The following is a 20,530-nucleotide window of genomic DNA, read 5'->3' as shown; positions in this document are numbered from 1 at the left end:
GGCCTGACACCGCGTACCTCCTAAAAGACCAAGGCGCCTGGATCGGCGCCCGCTTCGCGGTCGATCGCAGCCTGCGGCAGCGGCTACAGGTCTTTTGTCTGTTGGTGGTTGCGTTGGTAGGTGTCTTCGCCCATCGCCGCGATCTGTCCGTCGATCAAGGCCTCGAAAGGCTTCAGCAAGGGCGCGAACGTGGCCGGTGCCTCCAGGACCTGCAGGGCCTGGGCGATGGCCTCGATGGTCGACAGGGCCCCCGGCCCGGGCGCCTTGCGCAGCCGGTAACGGGACACCGTGCCTTCGGCCAGGGTCACCCGGGGCAACGCGGCCAGCAGCGGATTGAGGTGCAGCAACTTGCGCGCCTTGCGCCAGGTACCATCGGGCACCACCAGCAGCAAGGGCTGCTCGTCCGGCACGCTGGAATAGGCCTGCAACGGCTGCGCGTCCTCCGCCGGGAACAGCAGGCGCGCCTGATACCCGGGACAGTTCAACAGCTTCGGCAGATCGGCAAACACCTCGCCAACGATCAACTCGGCATTGTTCAACCCCAACGCCGCCAGCCGCGCGGTGTTCAGCGCGTGGTTCACTTCGCTGGGATGCTGCAACAGGAGTATCCGGGTGCGGCTGTCCAGCCGTGGAATCAGCGGGCACAGGCAATGGGTTTTCGGGCGCAGGCAACGCGGGCATTGAATTCTCGACATGGACGCCTCCTCAGGCCTGATTGAGCTGCGCCTTGAGCAGGTCGCGGAACGTCTGGATCAACGGTTCGCGGCTGCGCCCACGGCGGACGATCATCGAAAACGGCGCCTGATAACCGAAGGTCGCCGGCAGCAGCACGCGCAAGTCGCCCTTGTCGGCCCAGGCCTGGGCGTAATGCTCCGGCAGGTAGCCGATGTAGGCGCCGGACAGCACCAGGATCAGCTGCGCCTCCATACTCTCCACCGTCGCCGCGCTGTGCTTGAAGCCGTGGCGCGCCAGCTCGGCCTGGCTCCAGTAGCCACGGCCGACCATGCGCTGCTGGGTGATCACCTGCTCGGGGATACGCCGCTCGTTGAACAGCGGGTGCCGGCTGCTGCAATACAGCCAGTGCTGCTCGCGGTACAGCGGCATGTACACCAGCCCACTCATGCGCGTGGAGAACGCACCGATGGCCAGGTCCAGGCGGTTGTCCTGCACGCCGAGCTGCAATTCATAGGGGCTGAGTACCGACAGATGCAAATGCACCGCCGGGTGTTCCTGGCTGTAGGCGCCGATGGCTTCGGCGAACGGCAGGGCCTTGTCGCTCACCGTCGAGTCGATCACCCCCAGGTTGAGGGTGCCGCGCAGTTCGCCCTTGAGCGCCGCGGCGTACTGCTCGAAACCCTCCAGCTCGCCCAGCAGGCGCAGGGTTTCCTGGTGGAACAGCTCGCCCTTGCTGGTCAGGCTGAAACCGCCGCGGCCACGGTGGCACAGGACCAGCCCCAGGGCCGATTCGAGCTGGCTCATATAGGTGCTGATAGCCGACGTGGAGAGGTTCAGTTCGTGCTGGGCATTGGCGAACCCCTGATGCCGCACCACGCTGACGAAGATGCGCAATAGTTTCAGATCAGGTAAAGCGTTGGCCATGGGAGCTCCACAAGGAAAATCGACAACGGGGATCGGGTGTCAGGGTCATCCAGACCTCATTGGCGTTCCTTCATGAACAGCGTCGCGGCGCCGATTATGACCGCTGTGCGGCCAATCGCGGGCAAGCCTCGCTCCTGCTTCTGTAGGAGCGAGGCTTGCCCGCGAATGATCTCCGGTCCGGGCAGTGCCGCTCTCACAGGGCCAGAGTCTATCCTTTACACCCGCCCTTAGTTTAGAAAAATCTGAACTAAGTATTTGCCCGTAGCGATTCTTCCCGCCCACTACATTTCGCAGAATCGGCCCCACTCGGTTTCGCCGGCAGTCATCGCCGCGCCACAAACCCCATAAATAAAACAACGATGAGGCCAATCCCGTGGACAAGATTCTCCACCAACCACTGGGCGGCAACGAAATGCCGCGCTTCGGCGGCATCGCCACCATGATGCGTCTTCCCCATGTACCTACCCCGGCCGGCCTGGATGCCGCCTTCGTCGGCGTCCCGCTGGACATCGGCACCTCGCTGCGCGCCGGCACCCGCTTCGGGCCCCGTGAAATCCGCGCCGAATCGGTGATGATCCGTCCGTACAACATGGCCACCGGCGCCGCGCCCTTCGACTCGCTGAACGTGGCCGACATTGGCGATGTGGCGATCAACACCTTCAACCTGCTGGACGCCGTGCGCATCATCGAAGAAGCCTACGACGGCATCCTCGAGCACAACGTGATTCCGCTGACCCTGGGCGGCGACCACACCATCACCCTGCCGATCCTGCGCGCCATCCACAAGAAACACGGCAAGGTCGGCCTGGTGCACATCGACGCCCACGCCGATGTCAACGATCACATGTTCGGCGAGAAGATCGCCCACGGCACCACCTTCCGCCGCGCCGTCGAAGAAGGCCTGCTGGACTGCGACCGCGTGGTGCAGATCGGCCTGCGCGCCCAGGGCTACACCGCCGAAGACTTCAACTGGAGCCGCAAGCAGGGCTTTCGCGTGGTGCAGGCCGAAGAGTGCTGGCACAAGTCGCTGGACCCGCTGATGGCCGAAGTACGGGCGAAAGTCGGCGACGGCCCGGTGTACCTGAGCTTCGACATCGACGGCATCGACCCGGCCTGGGCGCCAGGCACCGGCACCCCGGAAATCGGCGGCCTGACCACCATCCAGGCGATCGAGATCGTCCGTGGCTGCCAGGGCCTCGACCTGGTCGGCTGCGATCTGGTAGAAGTCTCGCCGCCGTACGACACCACCGGCAACACCTCGCTGCTGGGCGCCAACCTGCTGTACGAAATGCTCTGCGTGCTGCCGGGCGTGGCGCGTCGCTGAGGCCCGGCCATGAGCGAGCGCGAGCAGGTCCTCAAAGCCGCCGCCGAACTGGTGGCGGCCTTCGCCCGTAACGATCGCGAAGCCTACTTCGGTGCGTTCAGCACCGACGCCAGCTTCGTCTTCCACACCCTCGCCCAGCCCCTGCTGTCCCGCGACGCCTACCAGGCGCTGTGGGACAGCTGGCGCCGCGAGGACGGCTTCGAGGTGCTGTCCTGCACCTCGAGCAACGCGTTTGTCAGCCTGCAGGGGAACACCGCGGTATTCATTCATGACGTCGCCACCGAGCTGCGCATGCAAGGGGAGCAACACTTCAGCCAGGAGCGCGAGACCATTGTTTTTTGCAAACAAGGGTCCGGCACACAACAACAAGGCCTATGGCTGGCCTGCCACGAACATTTGTCCGCAATGCCGGAAGGGCTGCCACCCCCTTAGCCAGAAAGGTGACGCTCACGCACGATGAGCGCGCCCTAGTGATCGGAGCAGATCATGAATAACAACAACAAAGAAAAAAGCCTTAGCAGCATCGAAACGAACGGGGTCGAACAGATCCCCGACCATGAACGCGACGCCCGGCCCAGCGACCTGTTTCGCCTGATCTTCGGCGGCGCCAATACCTTCGCCACCGCCGTGCTCGGCAGTTTCCCGGTGCTGTTCGGCCTGTCCTTCCAGGCGGGTGTCTGGGCGATCGTGCTGGGCGTGATCCTGGGGGCATTGATCCTCGCGCCGATGGGCCTGTTCGGGCCGATCAACGGCACCAACAACGCCGTCTCTTCCGGTGCGCACTTCGGCGTGCACGGGCGGATCGTCGGCTCGTTCCTGTCGTTGCTGACCGCCATCGCCTTCTTCTCCCTCTCCGTATGGAGTTCGGGGGACGCCCTGGTGGGCGGCGCCAAGCGCCTGGTCGACCTGCCGGAAACCGACCTGACCCTGGGCCTGGCCTACGGACTGTTCGCGATCCTGGTACTGACGGTGTGCATCTACGGCTTTCGCTTCATGCTGTGGGTCAACCGCATTGCCGTCTGGGCGGCGAGCCTGCTGTTCCTGCTGGGGATCTTCGCCTTCGCGCCAGCCTTCGACAGCCAGTTCGCCGGTACCCTGGCCCTCGGCCAGGCGGGTTTCTGGGCGGCCTTCATCGGTGCCGCGCTGGTGGCCATGAGCAACCCGATTTCCTTCGGCGCGTTCCTCGGCGACTGGTCGCGCTACATCCCCCGCGAAACGCCGAAAGGCCGGATCATGCTGGCGGTGATCGCCGCCCAGATCGCCACCCTGATTCCCTTCCTGTTCGGCCTGGCCACCGCCACCATCGTGGCGATCAAGGCGCCCGACTACATCGTCGCCAACAACTACGTCGGCGGCCTGCTGGCGGTCTCGCCGAGCTGGTTCTTCCTGCCGGTGTGCCTGATCGCGGTGATCGGCGGCATGTCCACCGGCACCACCTCGCTGTATGGCACCGGCCTGGACATGTCCAGCGTGTTCCCGCGGGTGCTGTCGCGGGTCAAGGCGACCCTGTTGATCGGCGTGCTGTCGATCGCCTTCATCTTCATCGGGCGCTTCGCCGCCAACCTGGTGCAGAGCGTGTCGACCTTTGCCGTGCTGATTATCACCTGCACCACCCCGTGGATGGTGATCATGCTGATCGGCCTGCTGGTACGTCGCGGCTTCTACTGCCCGGACGACCTGCAAGTCTTCACCCGTGGCGAGCAAGGTGGCCGCTACTGGTTCCAGCACGGCTGGAACTGGCGTGGCCTGGGGGCCTGGATCCCCAGCGCGCTGGTCGGCCTGTGCTTCGTCAACCTGCCCGGGCAGTTCGTCGGTCCGCTGGGCAACCTGGCCGACGGCATCGATATCAGCCTGCCGGTGACCCTGGGCCTGGCCTCGCTGGTGTACCTGGCCCTGCTCAACCTGTTCCCGGAGCCGGCCGCGGTCTACGGCCCCAACGATCCACGCAGCAAGAGCACGGATTCGCTCGGTAAACCCGTCATGCGCCAAGCCGCCTGACTCAAGCATGACCTGTAGCGGCAGGCTCGCCGGCAATCACGCCTCACACGACGGGTCCGCCAGACCGCGTCGCCTTGATTGCGGCAAGCCTCGCTTCTACAGCAAGCCACTATAAGAAAGACAATCGGAGACACGCCATCATGGCTTTAGATCTATTCGTCGTACTCATCTATGCCGCCGGCATGCTGGTGCTCGGCTATTACGGCATGCGCAAGGCCAAGACCCACGAGGACTACCTGGTAGCCGGCCGCAACCTGGGCCCGACCCTGTACATGGGCACCATGGCCGCCACCGTGCTGGGCGGTGCCTCCACCGTCGGCACCGTGCGCCTGGGCTATGTCCACGGCATCTCCGGCTTCTGGCTGTGCGCGGCGCTGGGCCTGGGCATCATCGCCCTCAACCTGCTGCTGGCCAAACCGCTGCTCAAGCTGCGGATCTTCACCGTTACCCAGGTCCTGGAAAAACGCTACAACCCGATGGCCCGCCAGGCCAGCGCGGTGATCATGCTGGCCTACGCGCTGATGATCGGCGTGACCTCGATCCTCGCCATCGGCACCGTGCTGCAAGTGCTGTTCGGCCTTCCGTTCTGGATTTCGGTGCTGCTGGGCGGCGGCGTGGTGGTGATCTATTCGGCGATCGGCGGCATGTGGTCGCTGACCCTGACCGACATCGTCCAGTTCGTGATCAAGACCGTCGGCCTGATGTTCATCCTGCTGCCGATCTGCCTGTACCGCGTCGGCGGCTGGGATGAGCTGGTGGCCAAGCTGCCGGCGTCCAGCTTCAGCTTCACCACCATCGGCTGGGACACCATCGTCACCTACTTCATGATCTACTTCTTCGGCATCCTGATCGGCCAGGACATCTGGCAACGGGTGTTCACCGCCAAGACCGAAAAAGTCGCGCAATACGCAGGCACCGTCGCCGGCTTCTACTGCATCCTCTACGGTCTGGCCTGTGCCCTGATCGGCATGGCCGCGCATGTCTTGCTGCCGGACCTGGACAACGTCAACAACGCCTTCGCCGCCATCGTCAAAGCCTCCCTGCCGGACGGCATCCGTGGCCTGGTGATCGCCGCGGCCCTGGCCGCCATGATGTCCACCGCCAGCGCCGGCCTGCTGGCCGCCTCCACCACCCTGACCGAAGACCTGTTGCCCAAGCTGCGTGGCGGCAAGCAGTCGAGCCTGGGGATCAACCGCCTGTTCACCCTGCTGACCGGCATCGTGGTCCTGGGCATCGCCCTGGTGGTCAACGACGTGATCAGCGCCCTGACCCTGGCCTATAACCTGCTGGTGGGCGGCATGCTGATCCCGCTGATCGGCGCCATCTTCTGGAAACGCGCGACCACCGCCGGCGCCATCGCCAGCATGGGCCTGGGCTTCCTCACCGCGCTGGCGTTCATGTTCAAGGACGGCCTGGATGCCAACACCCCGATCTACTACAGCCTGGCTGTCGGCCTGATCAGCTTCGTGGTGGTGAGCCTGTTGTCTCGTCGTCCGGCAACCCTGGCCAACGCGATCTAACCTCAGGTCAGACGCCGTACATTTTTCTTCGGCGGGTGCAGCGTCGGTGGCTGCACCCGTTTTTTTTCGCCTGGAGGAAAGTCGATGAAGATTGTCAGTCGCGACCGCTGGTTCGAAGTCAGAAGCCTGAGCGACGGGATTCGGCTGATCCACGAGCCCTATATCCGGCCGTTCTATCGCTGCAACCTGTGGCATATCCAGGGTCGCGACAGGGACCTGCTGCTGGACAGCGGCTCCGGCCTGGTCAGCTTGCGCGAACAGTTGCCCTGGCTCACCGAACGGCCCTTGCTGGCGGTGGCCAGCCATTGCCATTTCGACCATATCGCCGGGCATCACGAATTCCCCGAACGCCTGGTGCACCCGGCCGAGGCGCAGATTCTCGCCGCGCCCGACGGGGCCAATACCTTGTCGGCCGCCTACGTTGGCGACGCGATGTTCGAGGCCCAGCCGGATTGCCCGCTGTGCTACGCCGAATATCGGGTCAAGGCCGCCCCGGCGACGCGCCTGATCGAGGAAGGCGACGTGCTCGACCTGGGCAACCGTAGCTTCCAGGTGCTGCATACGCCCGGCCATTCCCCCGGGGGGATCAGCCTCTGGGAAGCCGCCAGCGGCACCCTGTTCAGCGGCGACATCATCTACGACGGCCCGTTGGTCGAAGACGCCTACCACTCCAACCTGGAGGACTACGCTGCCAGCCTGAGACGCCTGTACCAGCTGCCGGTACAGACTGTGCATGGCGGCCATTTCGGCAGTTTTTCGGGAACGCAGCTGCGCAGGATGATCGAGGATTGGATCCGCCGGCACCCATGAAGCTGTGCTGTACTGCACACAATCGCGCCCGCTTCAAAGCCCCTGCGCAGGCCCCTGGCGAAAAGAGCGACATGAATAGAGCCGAAGTCCGACAAGCCGTGCATGACTTCATCAGCCGTCTGCTGGATGGCAACGACGGATTTGCCGACGATGTGAGCCTGCAGGAGCTGGGGCTGGACAAGCAGGATATCGAGGACCTGATCTTCCACCTGGAAGATCAGTTTGGACTGACCGCCTTCACCCACGAAGAAGACCAGATGCTCAAGGCGGCGAACAGCGCCAATGACTTGAGCCGGTTTCTGCTGAAGATTTCACGGCACTGAAGATTCCATGGCGCCAAGCACCATGGGCGGGTTGCGAGTTGACGGGTTTGGATCAGAAGGCGGCAACCGTTCGCGAGTGAACCTGCCCTCGCGCGGCTGAAAAGTGGCGGGAGCAGGCTGGATGCCTGCCCCATTCCCGAGCCGATGGTTAGCGGCGACGCTGTTGCCGACGCCGTTGTTCGTCGTCTGTGCGGATTGGCACCGGCTGCAATGGCGGCTCGATCAGCCCCAGTGCGACCCCGAGGTCGTGAAGCCAGTTTTGCAGTTTCTCTTTCATAGTGCCCCCCTTAAGGGTCGTGCCTGGCGGCTGGGTTCTGAAGCCGCTTCGCTCTGATAATAGCGCTAACTTTCGCCCAGTGCTCCCCCCGGATAGCAATGATCTGTTACCGGATTAATCCGAATCAGCCAGCCCGTTTCAGGCCGTCGCCCGCTGATCCGTCTGACTCGCCTGTTGCAGTTCGATCCAGGCATTGAGGTTGGCGCCGAGCATGCCCTTGCGCCACATCAGCCAGGTGGTGGCACTGGCGAATGGCTCGGCCAGCGGGTGAACCGCCACGCTCTCGCGACCGGGCAGGCTGGCGAGCATCGACGCCGACATCAGCGCCACCCCGGACCCGGCAATCACGCAGGCCAGCATCCCCTGATAGGACTCGATTTCTATCGCCCGCCCCATGGCCGCTTGGTAGTGGGCGAACCAGGACTCCAGGCGCAGGCGGTACGAGCAGCCACGGCGAAAGGTAAATACCGCACGCCCTTCGACATCCCGGGCACTGCGGATCGGCGGGTGGTCCGCTTCGCTGATCAACACCAGCTTTTCATCGCACAGCGGCACCCCGTCCAGGCTGGCCAGCTCCAGCGGGCCGTCCACCAGCACTGCATCCAGGCGCCCGGCCAGCAAGCCTTCGAGCAACTCGCTGCTGGGCGCCGATTGCACCTGCAGGTTCACCGCCGGGTAGGCGCGGTGGTAACGCGCCAGCAGCGCCGGTAATTGAATCGCTGCCGTGCTGTACATGGTGCCCAGTACGAAATCCCCGGCCGGCTGACCGCCCTGCACCGCCCCATGGGCCTCATCGCGCAAGGCAAACAGGCGCGCGGCGTAATCGAGCAGCACCTTGCCCGCCGGCGACAGTTGCAGCCGCTGCCGTTCCCGCAGGAACAGCTCGACCCCCAGTTGCTCTTCCAGTTGCTTGAGCCGCGTCGACAGGTTGGACGGCACCCGATGCAAGCGCTCGGCCGCCCGAGTGATGGAACCTTCCTCGGCGACCGCCTGGAAGATGCGCAACTGGCTGAACTCCACGACCATTCTCCAAAAGCGAACAAGTTACTTAATATTATTCATTTTTATAGAAAGTCAATCAGTCCTAGCCTGACGCTCATCGCCTCTTCGACGGAGCCCGGACCATGTCACCGCTGATTCGCTTACTCGCCAGTTTCATTGCCCTGATGATGGCCATGGGCATCGGTCGCTTCGCCCTCACCCCGCAACTGCCGCACCTGCTGAGCGAAGGCCAGGTCGACCTGACCGACACTGGCCTGATCGCCGCCGCCAACTACCTGGGGTATTTCATCGGCGCGCTGGATGCCATGTTCGCCCGCCGCCCGGCCCAGGTTCGCCGGCGTCTGTTGGGTGGGCTGTGGCTGTGCGTGCTGCTGACCCTGGCCTCGTTCTGGGCTGGCGGCTTCTGGGCACATTCGGTATTGCGCTTCGGCACCGGCGTGGCCAGTGCCTGGGTGATGGTGATGATCGCCGCCCTGAGCCAGCCGCTGGCCCTGGCCGCCGGCCGGCCACGCCTGGGCGCCCTGGTGTTTGCCGGGCCCGGGCTGGGGATTTTCCTCACCGGCCTGCTGGCCCTGGGCTCAAACCTGCTGGGGCAAAGCTCCGCGACCCTGTGGCTGGTGTACGCCGCGGCCGGCCTGCTGATGCTGCTGGTGATCCTGCCAATCCTGCCGCAACCCGCCATGCCCGCACTGACCGCCCAGATGCCACACGCCTCGAACCACAGCGGCATCCCCCGCCTCGGGCTGATTTATGCGCTGTACGGCCTGGGTTACATCATCCCGGCAACCTTCCTGTCACAGATGGCCAGCGCACGCTTTCAAGGGCAATGGCAGGCCGACCTGTTCTGGCCGTGCTTCGGTCTGGCGGCGGCCATCGGCGTGGGGCTGGTCAGCCTGCGCCGACACAGCCCGAACGCCACCCGTCACTGGCTGATGGCGACCTTGTGGCTGCAAGCCGCCGGGGTCTTCGCCTGTCTGCTGGGCAGTGGCGCCGGCCTGGCGCTGGGGGTGATTCTTTGCGGCGCGCCGTTCCTGGCCTGCATGCAGTTGGTGATGCAGCGCTCGCGGGAGTTGGCGCCCCATGCGGCCCAGCGCAACGCCGGTTTGCTCACGGCCTGCTTCGCCATGGGCCAGTTGAGCGGGCCACTGCTGGCGGCCCTGAGCAGCCATTTCAGCGGTAGCCTGCAACCGGCGCTGATCGTCGCCGGCAGCAGCCTGCTGCTGGCGGGGGGCTTGCTGTCGAGGCAACAACCGCTTGCCCGGGAATGCCACGCCACCGCATGAGCCTGGGGTTACAACAGGCTGCGGATCCGCCGGCGCAACCACTGTTCGGCGCTGACGAAGGTGATGCCCAGCAACACCAGCACCGCACCGATGACGAAATTGAAGCTCAGGGGTTCGCCCAGCAACAGGACCCCGAAGGTGACACCGAACAGCGGCGTCATGAAGGAAAACACCGCCAGGTTGGCGGCCAGGTAACGGCGCAGCAGCCAGAACCAGGTCAGGTAGCTGAAAAAGGACACCACCAGCCCCTGGAACAGCACGCTGGCCACCGCCACCGGGGTCAGGTCGACATGGGTGACCTGGCCGCTCAGCACGGCGATCAGCAGCAGGCCGACAAAACCGACGATCAGCTGATAGAACAGGGTCAGGGTCGCTGGCGCCTCGGACAGGCGCGACGCGCGCACCACCACCGTGGTCGCGCCCCAGGCCAGGCCGGCCAGCACGCCCAGGGCGTCGCCAAGCAGCATGCGCGTGTCCAGGTTATCCAGAGAAATGCCACCGGCGAAGGCCACGCCAATGCCGATGAACGCCAGCAGAATCCCCAGCCACTGCAAGGGCCTGAGGCGCTCGCTGGGCAGCAGCCAGTTCACCCCCAGCGCGGTGAAGATCGGCGCGGTATAGAGAAACACCGACATGTGCGCCGCGCTGGTGAGCTTGAGCCCTTCGGCGATAAACAGGAACTCCAGGCCAAACAGGCTGCCGGCCAGCAAGCCGCCGCGCCAGGTGCTGCCGATCTGCGACCAGCCGCCCTTCCAGCACATCAGCAAGGCCACCAGCAGCGCCGAAATGCCCGAACGCGCGGCCGCCTGCATCACCGGTGCGATATCCGCTGCGGCCCACTTGATCATCACCTGCTGCACGCCCCAGATCAGGCACAGCCCCAACATCACTTGCAGTGCGAAACCGTCGGCGCTGCGCCGCTCGATACTCACCGCAGCCCCTCGGGCAGATTCATAGACATGGCAGTTACTCGACAGAAACGACAAAGCCCCGGAACCGGTCCGGGGCGAAGAATGGATGTGCTGTCGATTATCAACCAAACGGACAGAAAAAGACGCCTGGAAAAGACCTTTTCCTGGCCGCGCCGTCAGCTCGACGCCGTCGGGCTCAGCCTCAGGGATGGCAGGGCCTCACGGCGCGCGAGGAGAAAAAACAGCGCGCCACCGAGGAAACACCCGGTGAACCAGGCGAAGTTGGCCATCGGCTGCAATGCTGGCGTGAAGGTGATCGCCACGCCCATCAGGGTCGCCGGCACCAGCGCCTTGACCGCGGTCCAGTTGACCCCGCCGCTGTAGTAATAACGCCCGTCCGGGCCGTCGTTGAACAGCGCGTCGATATCGATCTGCTGCTTTTTGATCAGGTAGTAGTCCACCAACAGAATGCCGAACAGCGGGCCGATAAAGGCGGCCAGCACGTCGAGGGTGTAGTGGATTACCTGCGGGTTGTTGAATAGGTTCCAGGGGGTGATGAAGATCGAGGCCAGGGCCGCGATCATGCCGCCCGTGCGCCAGCTGATCCGGCTCGGAGCGACGTTGGCGAAGTCAAAGGCCGGCGAGACGAAGTTGGCGACGATGTTGATGCCGACGGTGGCAGTGACAAAAGCGAAGGCGCCGAGCAGCACCGCGACGTCGTTGTCGATCCGCGCCACGGTGGCGATCGGGTCATGGAGCATTTCACCGAACACCGGCAGGGTGCCGGAGACAATGACCACGGTCACCAGGGAGAACGCCAGGAAGTTCACCGGCAGCCCCCAGAAGTTGCCGCGTCGTACATCCTGCATGCTGCGGCAGTAGCGGCTGAAGTCGCCGAAGTTCAGGGTCGGCCCGGAGAAGTAGGACACCACCAGCGCCGTGGCGACGATCACCTGGCCGAATGCCTGCCAGCCCGACAGCGACTTCTCCCCCAGGGTGAAGCTGATGTTGCTCCAGCCGGCCTTCCAGACGATCCAGCCGGCGAGGAGGAACATCACCGCGTAGACCACCGGCCCCGCCCAGTCGATAAAGCGCCGGATCGACTCCATGCCGGCCCAGAACACCAGGGCCTGGACCAGCCACAGCGCCAGGAAACCGAACCAGCCCAGGTAGGACAGCCCGGCAAAATGCGGCTCGGCATAGGCCGCCATGGCCGGGAAAAAGCGCAGCACCACAATGATCAGGGCGCTGGATGCCAGGTAGGTCTGGATCCCATACCAGGCCACCGCGATCAGGCCGCGAATCACCGCCGGGATATTCGCCCCGAATACACCGAACGCCAGCCGGCAGATCACCGGGTATGGCACCGCCGCCTGCTGGCTGGGCCTGGCCACCAGGTTGGCGATCAGTTGCACGATGCAGATCCCCGCCAGCAGGGCCACCAGCACTTGCCAACTGGCCAGCCCGAGGGCGAACAGGCTGGCGGCGAACACATAACCGCCGACGCTGTGCACGTCGCTCATCCAGAAGGCGAAGATGTTGTACCAGTTCCACTTCTGCGGCAGCGGCCCCAGGTCCTGGTTGTACAAACGCGGGCTGTAGCCCTTGGGTAGTTGCTCGCTCATTGCAAGGCTCCTTGTTGGACAGGCCCTGCCCCCGCGATTGGCCTTGCGACCACACTGCGTACGGGAGCCGGCATGAGTTGTATACGAAGCGCTACGCAGAATGCGTGCCATACCGGAAAAATCTGTAGGTGAACGGCGTGGATCGCTTGTCCATCAAGGGCTGGGCCTTGGCTACACAACGATGATCAGCAGCCGGGATCAGCGGCAGACATGCCCACTGACTGTGCACGACTGCCTGATATCAGTGCATCAGGATTGGCTTGAAACTGTATACAGCGACCATGACAACGATCGAAGACGCCGACTCTGACGTCCTTCAACGCAGCCAGGAAAAAAGGCAATAAAAAACCGCTGCCGGAACCGGCAGCGGTTTTTTCGGACAGCCCCGTGGGTCGTTAGCGCCGCCGAAGGTTCTTCGACCGCAACTACGCCAGGGAGGAACGAATCAGCTCAGTTCAATGCGGTCGGCATGAATAATGATCTGGCCATTCTTGTACAAGGCACCGATGGCCTTCTTGAAGTTGCCCTTGCTGACGCCGAACAGGCCACTGATCACCGTCGGATCGCTCTTGTCGCTGACCGGCAGGGTGCCATTGTTTTCCCGCAACTTGGCGAGGATCTTCGCGTTCAGGCTGCTGGCCAGTTCTTCGCCCACCGGTTGCAGGCTGAGGCTGATCTTGCCGTCGGCGCGGATCTCTTTGATGAAACCCTTTTCCTGTTTGCCCGGACGCAGGAACTTGAACACTTCGTTCTTGTGGATCAGGCCCCAGTGCTTGTTGTTGATGATCGCCTTGAAGCCCATGTCGGTGCTCTCGGCCACCAGCAGATCGACTTCCTGGCCGACCTTGTAGGTCACCGGAGCCTTGTCCAGGTAGCGGTCCAGACGGGCCGTGGCGGTGATGCGACGGGTGTGCTTGTCGAGATAGACGTGCACCACGCAATACTCGCCGGCGGTCAGTTGACGCTTTTCCTCGGAGTACGGCAGCAGCAGGTCCTTGGGCAGGCCCCAGTCGAGGAACACACCGATACTGTTAACTTCCACGACTTTAAGACTGGCGAATTCACCGACTTGAACTTTTGGTTTTTCGGTAGTTGCAATTAACTTGTCGGCGCTATCCAGATAAACGAAAACATTCAACCAGTCTTCATCTTCACTGGGAATATCCTTGGGGATATAACGATTGGGCAGCAATATTTCACCATCCGCCCCGCCGTCCAGATATAAACCGAAGTTAGTGTGTTTAACCACTTGCAAACTGTTGTAGCGCCCGACTAAAGCCATTTCCAATACCCTCATTGCGTGGGCGGCATTCTACCCGGTTTTCCGCTCCTGGTTGGCCCGAGTCGCCGGATAGCAGCGGATATTTTCCTGAATGCCTTGATTTTTATGGCTTTGCGCCAGCAACCGGTTCCGCCCGTCAGGCCAGCCGGCAGCGACTTTTGCCTCAGCGCCGCCGAGCAAGCCGCTCTTTGTGCCATTGTCTTTATTTAAAACAGCAGCTTATGGGGATATCCCCGAGATCAACTTAGGATTATTCGGGAGTTTTCCACTGTTATTCCAGGAGGATATTTACCAAGCAATTGTCAAGCATTTCATGTATGATGGCTGGCCAAATTAATTTTCTGAAGGTTAATGGCCGCCATGCGTGTAAAAGCATCCAACAGCAAAGCAAAGCCAGCTCCAGCCGTTGAAACCAGCGAATCGATCAACGATCAGATTGCTGCTTTCCTGAAATCCGGCGGCGAGATCCAGCAAATTGCCAAAGGCGTCAGCGGCCAGACTTTCGGCCCGTCCAAGCAGATCAGCCTGGGCAAGAAGTAATCCCCCCGCCACACCTCCTGGTCCCTATGCGCTTTGAGCCTCAAAGCGCTAGGACTAGAGTTCTGACTCCTCCCCTCCCATAAAAATCGACGAACGGCCCTCATCCCCGAGGTTTCGCCGGTATCCTTGCACACGTCTAGATCGGGCATTCCAGTAGGTTCCGCGGTTCCTGCTCCTCGCATTTCATGGAGTGAAGCATGCTCAAATCCTCCCATGTGCTGCTTGCCAGCCTTCTCGCCAGCCCCTTGGCCCACGGGCAGATCTTCCAGCGCGAACTGGGGGACTTCGACCTCAAGCTCAGCAGCACCCCGAGCCGCAGCATGGCCCAGGGCCTGGTCAAACCCTCGGCCACCGGCTCGTTCCATGGCGGCCTGGACCTGACCCATGACAGCGGCTGGTACATCGGCCAATGGTCGCCAAGCATGGGCCTGGGCGAGAGCGACCTGGAAGTGGACTCCTACCTGGGCTTCAAGCGCCCCTTCGATCAGACCCTGGGTTATGAGGTGGGGATGATCCAGTACAACTACCCGCAACTGGCCCCGCAGGACAGCCAGGAGTTCTATGGCGGCCTGACGCTGCTGGGCAGCCGCTTCGGCGCCGCGTTCAGCCAGGAACCGGACAAGCGCAACAGCACCCTGTTCGCCGACCTGGGCGGCAACCAGCCCTTCGGCATCGTCGTCAGCATCAAGTACACCACTCATCAGCTGGGCAACCCGGTTTCGGTGAGCAGCGGCTACGTCAGCAGCTTCAACGACTGGTCGATCAAGTTCTCCCGCCCCTGGATGGGCATCGACCTGAAACTGATCTACAGCGACTCCAACCTCAACGGCAGCGATTGTTCGGCCTATTCTGGACATAACGCGCAATGCGACGGTCTGCTCACCTTCAAGGCCGAGCATTCGTTCTATTGAGCGGCTGAACTGCCGGAAGCTTTCCGGGTTCAGATAAGAAACCCATGCTTACAAACCCAGGCCTTCGCAAGGACTTGCCATGTCGCGCCGGCTGCAACACCTCACCCTGCTACTGCTGTTGAGCCTGGTGCTGACCTCCTGCAATCGTGTCGGCCTGGCTTACCGCAACCTCGATGTGATCATTCCCTGGACGCTCAATGACTACCTGGAAATGAACCGCGAGCAGAAGATCTGGTTCAACCAGCGCCTCAAGGAACACTTGAGCTGGCACTGCAGCACGCAGTTGCCCGGCTACCTGGACTACCTGGACCGTCTGCAGCAGATGGTCGCACGCAATCAGGTCAACGATGCCGAGCTGCAAGAGCTCACCCGCGGAGCCAAGCAGGCCATTGCCCAGACCGCCCGCGCGATCGCGCCTTCGGCCATCGAGTTGCTGCGGGGCCTGGACGACCGACAGGTCGCGGAAATGAAGTCGGCCTTCGCCAAGGACATGCGCCAACGTCGCAGCAAAAACCTCAAGCCACCACTGGAGCAACAGATCAGGCTGCGCACCGAACGCATGGACAAGCGCCTGACCACCTGGCTCGGCCCCCTCACTCCTGAACAGACCCAGCGGGTGGCGGACTGGTCAACGTCCCTCGGCGAACAGAACCAGCTCTGGCTCTCCAATCGGGCCAACTGGCAGGCACAGTTCAGCGCCGCGCTGGAGCAACGCCAGAACAGCGACTTCGACAGACGCATCAAGCGCCTGCTGGTGGATCGTGAAAGCTTCTGGACACCGGCTTATCGCCAGGCCTACGCCAACAGCGAACAGGCGGCGCGCAGCCTGCTGGTGGACGTGATGGCCAAAAGCACGCCAGCCCAGCGCGAGCATCTGCGCAACAAACTGCAGAACGTGCGCGATGAGTTCGAAGCGTTGAAATGCATGAAGACGGTACGCCAGGAGTGACGCCTGAATAGCCGTTCAGCGAAGTGCGGCAGGCGGGCGACCGTTGGGCGGAACCGTCCGGCGGCTGTCGATTTGCCCACGGGCGAAACGACTAGCCTGTGTAGGCACTGTCGCCGCGCACCTTTGCCGCAGGAGAAGACGTCATGCACCTCAACGATCATCCGGTCGTATCCCGGGAACAATGGATACAGGCCCGCAAGCAGCACCTGATTCACGAAAAGGCGTTCACCCGCCAACGCGACCAGCTCAGCGCCGAGCGGCGTGCCCTGCCCTGGGTGAAAATCGACAAGCCCTACCGCTTCCAGGGCCCCCACGGAGAACTGAGCCTGGCCGACCTGTTCGGCGATCGCAGCCAGCTGGTGGTCTACCACTTCATGTTCGCCGAAGGCTGGGACGAAGGTTGCCCGGGCTGCTCCTTCCTCTCCGATCACATCGACGGCGCCAACCAGCACCTGGCCCACCACGACATCGCACTGGTGGCGGTGTCCCACGCGCCCTTCGCCGAGTTCCAGGCGTTCAAGCGGCGCATGGGCTGGAAGTTCGACTGGGTTTCGTCCGCCGGCTGTGATTTCAACTACGACTTCGGGGTCTGCGCCCGGGCCGACGAGGTCGCCGCCGGCACCGCCACCTACAACTACGAAAAAACCGACGGCGCCGAGGAAGAGCTGCCTGGCCTCAGCGTGTTCTATCGCAATGAAGCCGGTGAGATCTTCCACACCTACTCCACCTACGCCCGTGGCCTGGACCTGCTGGTGGGGGCCTACAATTACCTGGACCTGACGCCCAAGGGGCGCAACGAAGAACAGATCATGGACTGGGTCAGGCACCATGATCGTTATGACGACAAACCGGCCGCCAGTTGCTGCCATGGCGGGTCCTGAGCGCCGGACAGCGATCGCGGGCCTGCAGGAGCGGGCTCGCGATCACGTTCGTCCGGCCGGTGGAAAAAACCCGCCCGGCACAAACCCGTGGCCTGGCCCCCGGCTAAACTTGGCTCCATGAGCCCCGCCTACCACAGCCTCCACGAATACACCCAACGCATGAACCGGGTGCTGGAGCATATCGACCAACACCTGGACCAGCCGCTGGAGCTGGCGGAACTCGCGCAGGTCGCGCATTTTTCGCCCTTTCACTTTCATCGCCTGTTCACCGCCTGGGTCGGCGAAACCCTGGGCGACTACCTGCGCCGACGCCGCCTGGCCTGTGCTGCCTATCAGCTGGCCAGCCATCCAGAAATGAGCATTCTGGAGGTGGCCCTGGAAGTCGGCTTCAGCTCCGGCGAAGCGTTCTCCCGGGCGTTCAAGCAGCATTTCTCGGTCACCCCGAGCACCTGGCGCAGCACCGAACCCAAGCGCTGGCACCGCCGCCTCAGCGACGTCCGCGAACGGCGCCTGCGGGAATTGAGCAATCCTGATCAGACGCACATCCCGGCCTTCGACGATCCTGACGCCTTCATTCACCTGAAGGAGCCTTTGATGAACGTCACCCTCAAGGAACTGCCACCGGTCCGCGTCGCCTACCTGCGTTATATCGGCTCCTACGGGCCGGGCATCGGCACCTTCTGGCGCGACACCGTCGCCCCCTGGATGGTCGAAAACGGCCTGTTGGGCCGCGTGCGCTACGGCATCGGCCACGACGATCCCTACGTCACCCCACCCGAAAAATGCCGCTACGACGCCTGCGTCGAAGTCCCCGACGACTTCAAGACCAGCGCCCCCGCCGTCGTCACCACCCTGCTCGGCGGCCTCTACGCCATCGCCCACTACCAAGGCAAAGGCCCCGACATCGCCGACGCCTGGACCGAACTGTGCCGCGACTGGCTGCCCAAGAGCGGCATGCAATTCGACGCCCGACCAGCGTTCGAGCGTTATCCGGTGGACGTAAAATACGACATGAAGACGGGGGAACTGGAGTGTGAAATCTGTATTCCGGTGAAGGCGTTGTAAGCCGCGCCGGGCTTGGGCGAAACGATACGGGGCGGCCTGTGCTACCCGTTTTTTGTTCCTCAAGCATGCTCTAGAGGCTATTGCCCAGAGTTCTTTGTGGGAAGCCGTACTCTAAAAAACGCACAGGGTGTTTTATTGGGTATTGGAGCTGCCCGCCAAGCCGACAGCTTCCTCCTGGGTGAATCAGAAAAGCCCTACAGCCTGCAGTGCACTCCCCTTATTCCTGCCAACCACAGTGCGGCTTACAGTCGATAGGTCGCCCAGATGGCGACCGGGTTTGGCGACCCGAGAGACACAAGTAGGCTGCGTATTCTGCAATAAGGCAGAATACGCTCCTGCGAGCGCAGGCCTTTACTTTATGGCAGCTGTGCGTGGGAGACCTTCGGGTCTGCCGGTTTCTTGTGTCGCCGGTTCGCCAACCTGCGTACAGCCGCCACCCATTCGTTTGGCGACGGATGAGTAGCGACACTCAGACAGGCACAAGGATAGAAACCATGAATCGCTACATGCCCATTACCGGCCACGACTGCAATATTCCCTACCTGCTTATCGATACCCAAGCACCAATCGATGTGCTGCACGATGCAGCGGCTTATCGCATTCGTGCGGTGACTCAGTTGCTGGAAAACTTTGTGGAATCTGAAAGTGCTGGAGGCCACCCTGTGGTTCTTCAAGAGTTGACATTGGTCTGCACTATTCTGTTGCGTGACGGTTGCGATCTTCTAGATGTAACTGGACGGAAGTTACAGGAATAGACTTCAGCATAAGCAAGAGCGGGCGATCTTAAAATCGCCCGTTTTTCCTTTCGAGGTTTACCGTATTCAATTGTAAGTTCCCCGTACCTTTTTTGAAACCAATCAGGCCTTAGCATCACCCGACCAGTGCTCTGGATTAGACTACGCGGGCCAAATGATTGCCAAACTTATTCAATCAATGCCTCTCGCAATTTAACTTTCAACTCCTTAGCCACAAGCAATATTTCAGGTTCTTCACTCAGTAAATGTTCACTATTAACAAGAACAGATAAAAGCCTTCGAACCAAAAGCTCATTACCAGACCAATAGCTTGATGGCAAGTCATTGATCAAGACCAGTAACTCCCCATCATCAAAAAAACCTGAGAGCGGGTCTTTTGAAAGAACATCAATCGCAATTGGCAGTAATTCCAATGAGAATAAATCCTGCCTCAAAGCCCGACATAGATCCTCAAGCCCAAGCTCCTCAATAGGTATATCGCGAACGGACAAGTACCACAGAGTCAAAGACGAAGGTTCGCTTTCCGGCTCCCATTTAGAGCCCATACTGGCCGCTATTGAACGAAATGTCTTTCTCATATCCCCACTCCCATGATGGCGCCTTCGATACGCTCAAAGAAGGCTATTTCAACACGGGCCAGGCGAGCAGTGCCGACTTGATTGGAGTTTTCCTAGAGATGGCTTGAAGTAGTCATGTATTTCTATTGAAAATTGCTGAACCCCACTGTGACTTGCAACCACGCCTTAAGAAAGCATGCTCTCAAACCACTATAACTTATTGCTGCAGCATGCCCCCCAACGCCAGCGGTAATACTAGAAGACCATAGGCACTCTATCGATACATCCTAGTAAAAACCCCACTTATATCACTATTCCTGAAAATCCTATCACTCCCGAAGTCCGCGCTATCGGAAACGACAATTCCACGGCGTAGAGCCTCAGGAAAGTCAGCCACCCCTGCCATAACGGTAGGAACCAGGTGCCTAAAATAGTCACCCATTTCAGTTACTCCAGAGTAACGAGCTTTTATTACCCCGCTCGCATCTGCCTCACCAATAACCTCAGTTACACGAACATTCGGCGATCGCAAATAGTGTCCCCCTACTGCTCTTTGCCCGACTATATCGCCACCACTGTATATTGGTTTAACCTCGCCATCGAGTATGTGCCCTAATTCGATATCGGCTACACGTTTTGGCTGTCCTGGAGCATCCTGCACAAGCTGAAGGGGTGTAGATGAGGATTGTGTGTTTGAAACAATCAACTCACCCTCGGCCTTACTCGCACCTGACGAGCCAGCCCCCTTTGCACCAAGACTCTCCGCTTCAGCCGCAGCAACCTTCTTCGCAGCCTGCCTTTCTGCTACAGCTTCCAATATCGCCTTGAGAGTAGCCTTGGCCCACACCATGAACCTGCTCTCCTTCAGGAACTAACCTTGGTTTGCAGCATCATGCTACGCGATGGGTGTGATTTGAT

Annotated in this window: 21 protein-coding genes; 13 read left to right on the top strand and 8 right to left on the bottom strand. The window is 61.6% G+C overall.

What is annotated here, in order from left to right:
• Window positions 1-83: 83 nt before the first annotated feature.
• Both AC3RCP_RS08855 and AC3RCP_RS08850 read right to left on the bottom strand, forming a co-directional pair.
• Window positions 84-695 (bottom strand): tRNA-uridine aminocarboxypropyltransferase, encoded by a 612-nt coding sequence (locus AC3RCP_RS08855; protein WP_492569636.1) that lies wholly within the window; start codon window positions 693-695, stop codon window positions 84-86.
• 10 nt (window positions 696-705) lie between these two features.
• Entirely contained in the window at window positions 706-1,599 is an 894-nt protein-coding gene (locus tag AC3RCP_RS08850; protein WP_007920680.1) for a LysR family transcriptional regulator, read from the bottom strand.
• Between the two features lie 373 nt (window positions 1,600-1,972).
• Here AC3RCP_RS08850 and speB point away from each other — a divergent pair, with 373 nt between their 5' ends.
• The 6 genes from speB to AC3RCP_RS08820 all read left to right on the top strand — a co-directional run bounded on the left by speB (window position 1,973) and on the right by AC3RCP_RS08820 (window position 7,574).
• A complete protein-coding gene (gene speB, locus AC3RCP_RS08845; RefSeq protein WP_007920678.1) occupies window positions 1,973-2,923 on the top strand; it encodes an agmatinase in 951 nt (316 codons plus the stop codon).
• Window positions 2,924-2,932: 9 nt separating this feature from the next.
• Complete coding sequence (locus AC3RCP_RS08840) at window positions 2,933-3,355, top strand: YybH family protein (protein WP_007920677.1); 423 nt, start codon at window positions 2,933-2,935, stop codon at window positions 3,353-3,355.
• A gap of 54 nt (window positions 3,356-3,409) precedes the next feature.
• Window positions 3,410-4,921, top strand: coding sequence for a purine-cytosine permease family protein (locus tag AC3RCP_RS08835; RefSeq protein ID WP_492569634.1), 1,512 nt, complete (start codon window positions 3,410-3,412; stop codon window positions 4,919-4,921).
• Window positions 4,922-5,061: 140 nt separating this feature from the next.
• A complete protein-coding gene (locus AC3RCP_RS08830; protein ID WP_087088967.1) occupies window positions 5,062-6,441 on the top strand; it encodes a sodium:solute symporter family protein in 1,380 nt (459 codons plus the stop codon).
• 84 nt (window positions 6,442-6,525) lie between these two features.
• On the top strand, window positions 6,526-7,251 hold the full coding sequence (locus AC3RCP_RS08825) for an MBL fold metallo-hydrolase (RefSeq protein WP_492569632.1): 726 nt from the start codon (window positions 6,526-6,528) through the stop codon (window positions 7,249-7,251).
• Window positions 7,252-7,322: 71 nt separating this feature from the next.
• Window positions 7,323-7,574, top strand: coding sequence for an acyl carrier protein (locus tag AC3RCP_RS08820; RefSeq protein ID WP_492569630.1), 252 nt, complete (start codon window positions 7,323-7,325; stop codon window positions 7,572-7,574).
• Window positions 7,575-7,722: 148 nt separating this feature from the next.
• Here AC3RCP_RS08820 and AC3RCP_RS08815 read toward each other — a convergent pair whose 3' ends face one another.
• Both AC3RCP_RS08815 and ptrR read right to left on the bottom strand, forming a co-directional pair.
• Window positions 7,723-7,851, bottom strand: coding sequence for a PA1414 family protein (locus tag AC3RCP_RS08815; RefSeq protein WP_009042667.1), 129 nt, complete (start codon window positions 7,849-7,851; stop codon window positions 7,723-7,725).
• A gap of 138 nt (window positions 7,852-7,989) precedes the next feature.
• The gene (gene ptrR / locus AC3RCP_RS08810) at window positions 7,990-8,871 is read right to left on the bottom strand and encodes a putrescine utilization regulator PtrR (RefSeq protein WP_007920672.1); all 882 of its coding nucleotides are present in this window, start codon (window positions 8,869-8,871) and stop codon (window positions 7,990-7,992) included.
• A gap of 104 nt (window positions 8,872-8,975) precedes the next feature.
• Between ptrR and AC3RCP_RS08805 the strand changes: the two genes are divergently transcribed.
• The gene (locus AC3RCP_RS08805) at window positions 8,976-10,136 is read left to right on the top strand and encodes an MFS transporter (protein ID WP_492569628.1); all 1,161 of its coding nucleotides are present in this window, start codon (window positions 8,976-8,978) and stop codon (window positions 10,134-10,136) included.
• Between the two features lie 8 nt (window positions 10,137-10,144).
• Here AC3RCP_RS08805 and AC3RCP_RS08800 read toward each other — a convergent pair whose 3' ends face one another.
• The 3 genes from AC3RCP_RS08800 to AC3RCP_RS08790 all read right to left on the bottom strand — a co-directional run bounded on the left by AC3RCP_RS08800 (window position 10,145) and on the right by AC3RCP_RS08790 (window position 13,954).
• Window positions 10,145-11,068: a DMT family transporter gene (locus AC3RCP_RS08800; RefSeq protein WP_492569626.1), complete on the bottom strand. Its 924-nt coding sequence runs from the start codon at window positions 11,066-11,068 to the stop codon at window positions 10,145-10,147.
• 155 nt (window positions 11,069-11,223) lie between these two features.
• Window positions 11,224-12,672, bottom strand: coding sequence for an NCS1 family nucleobase:cation symporter-1 (locus AC3RCP_RS08795; protein ID WP_492569624.1), 1,449 nt, complete (start codon window positions 12,670-12,672; stop codon window positions 11,224-11,226).
• Between the two features lie 445 nt (window positions 12,673-13,117).
• Complete coding sequence (locus AC3RCP_RS08790) at window positions 13,118-13,954, bottom strand: CvfB family protein (RefSeq protein WP_492569622.1); 837 nt, start codon at window positions 13,952-13,954, stop codon at window positions 13,118-13,120.
• 351 nt (window positions 13,955-14,305) lie between these two features.
• Between AC3RCP_RS08790 and AC3RCP_RS08785 the strand changes: the two genes are divergently transcribed.
• The 6 genes from AC3RCP_RS08785 to AC3RCP_RS08760 all read left to right on the top strand — a co-directional run bounded on the left by AC3RCP_RS08785 (window position 14,306) and on the right by AC3RCP_RS08760 (window position 19,055).
• The gene (locus AC3RCP_RS08785) at window positions 14,306-14,494 is read left to right on the top strand and encodes a PFL_1563 family small protein (RefSeq protein WP_016702300.1); all 189 of its coding nucleotides are present in this window, start codon (window positions 14,306-14,308) and stop codon (window positions 14,492-14,494) included.
• Between the two features lie 197 nt (window positions 14,495-14,691).
• The gene (locus tag AC3RCP_RS08780; RefSeq protein WP_492569620.1) at window positions 14,692-15,405 is read left to right on the top strand and encodes a TorF family putative porin; all 714 of its coding nucleotides are present in this window, start codon (window positions 14,692-14,694) and stop codon (window positions 15,403-15,405) included.
• Window positions 15,406-15,484: 79 nt separating this feature from the next.
• Window positions 15,485-16,354 (top strand): DUF6279 family lipoprotein, encoded by an 870-nt coding sequence (locus AC3RCP_RS08775; RefSeq protein WP_492569618.1) that lies wholly within the window; start codon window positions 15,485-15,487, stop codon window positions 16,352-16,354.
• A 143-nt stretch (window positions 16,355-16,497) separates the two neighbouring features.
• Entirely contained in the window at window positions 16,498-17,235 is a 738-nt protein-coding gene (locus tag AC3RCP_RS08770) for a DUF899 domain-containing protein (protein WP_007920657.1), read from the top strand.
• Window positions 17,236-17,352: 117 nt separating this feature from the next.
• Window positions 17,353-18,300: an AraC family transcriptional regulator gene (locus AC3RCP_RS08765; RefSeq protein ID WP_492569616.1), complete on the top strand. Its 948-nt coding sequence runs from the start codon at window positions 17,353-17,355 to the stop codon at window positions 18,298-18,300.
• Window positions 18,301-18,794: 494 nt separating this feature from the next.
• Entirely contained in the window at window positions 18,795-19,055 is a 261-nt protein-coding gene (locus tag AC3RCP_RS08760) for a hypothetical protein (protein WP_492569614.1), read from the top strand.
• A 167-nt stretch (window positions 19,056-19,222) separates the two neighbouring features.
• Here AC3RCP_RS08760 and AC3RCP_RS08755 read toward each other — a convergent pair whose 3' ends face one another.
• Complete coding sequence (locus AC3RCP_RS08755; RefSeq protein ID WP_492569612.1) at window positions 19,223-19,633, bottom strand: contact-dependent growth inhibition system immunity protein; 411 nt, start codon at window positions 19,631-19,633, stop codon at window positions 19,223-19,225.
• Window positions 19,634-20,530: the final 897 nt, after the last annotated feature.

Source organism: Pseudomonas sp. GW822-FHT05A08 (assembly GCF_058800485.1).
This window is presented reverse-complemented; position numbering and strand designations above follow the sequence as displayed.

Excerpts from the sequence above, each read along its gene's own strand:
- AC3RCP_RS08760 (WP_492569614.1), top strand. The coding sequence starts at position 18,795 with ATGAATCGCTACATGCCCATTACCGGCCACGACTGCAATATTCCCTAC.
- AC3RCP_RS08795 (WP_492569624.1), bottom strand. The coding sequence starts at position 12,672 with ATGAGCGAGCAACTACCCAAGGGCTACAGCCCGCGTTTGTACAACCAG.
- AC3RCP_RS08755 (WP_492569612.1), bottom strand. The coding sequence starts at position 19,633 with ATGAGAAAGACATTTCGTTCAATAGCGGCCAGTATGGGCTCTAAATGG.
- AC3RCP_RS08805 (WP_492569628.1), top strand. The coding sequence starts at position 8,976 with ATGTCACCGCTGATTCGCTTACTCGCCAGTTTCATTGCCCTGATGATG.
- AC3RCP_RS08790 (WP_492569622.1), bottom strand. The coding sequence starts at position 13,954 with ATGGCTTTAGTCGGGCGCTACAACAGTTTGCAAGTGGTTAAACACACT.
- AC3RCP_RS08825 (WP_492569632.1), top strand. The coding sequence starts at position 6,526 with ATGAAGATTGTCAGTCGCGACCGCTGGTTCGAAGTCAGAAGCCTGAGC.
- AC3RCP_RS08775 (WP_492569618.1), top strand. The coding sequence starts at position 15,485 with ATGTCGCGCCGGCTGCAACACCTCACCCTGCTACTGCTGTTGAGCCTG.
- AC3RCP_RS08820 (WP_492569630.1), top strand. The coding sequence starts at position 7,323 with ATGAATAGAGCCGAAGTCCGACAAGCCGTGCATGACTTCATCAGCCGT.
- AC3RCP_RS08770 (WP_007920657.1), top strand. The coding sequence starts at position 16,498 with ATGCACCTCAACGATCATCCGGTCGTATCCCGGGAACAATGGATACAG.
- AC3RCP_RS08835 (WP_492569634.1), top strand. The coding sequence starts at position 3,410 with ATGAATAACAACAACAAAGAAAAAAGCCTTAGCAGCATCGAAACGAAC.
- AC3RCP_RS08785 (WP_016702300.1), top strand. The coding sequence starts at position 14,306 with ATGGCCGCCATGCGTGTAAAAGCATCCAACAGCAAAGCAAAGCCAGCT.
- AC3RCP_RS08840 (WP_007920677.1), top strand. The coding sequence starts at position 2,933 with ATGAGCGAGCGCGAGCAGGTCCTCAAAGCCGCCGCCGAACTGGTGGCG.
- AC3RCP_RS08815 (WP_009042667.1), bottom strand. The coding sequence starts at position 7,851 with ATGAAAGAGAAACTGCAAAACTGGCTTCACGACCTCGGGGTCGCACTG.
- AC3RCP_RS08850 (WP_007920680.1), bottom strand. The coding sequence starts at position 1,599 with ATGGCCAACGCTTTACCTGATCTGAAACTATTGCGCATCTTCGTCAGC.
- AC3RCP_RS08780 (WP_492569620.1), top strand. The coding sequence starts at position 14,692 with ATGCTCAAATCCTCCCATGTGCTGCTTGCCAGCCTTCTCGCCAGCCCC.
- AC3RCP_RS08765 (WP_492569616.1), top strand. The coding sequence starts at position 17,353 with ATGAGCCCCGCCTACCACAGCCTCCACGAATACACCCAACGCATGAAC.
- AC3RCP_RS08855 (WP_492569636.1), bottom strand. The coding sequence starts at position 695 with ATGTCGAGAATTCAATGCCCGCGTTGCCTGCGCCCGAAAACCCATTGC.
- AC3RCP_RS08830 (WP_087088967.1), top strand. The coding sequence starts at position 5,062 with ATGGCTTTAGATCTATTCGTCGTACTCATCTATGCCGCCGGCATGCTG.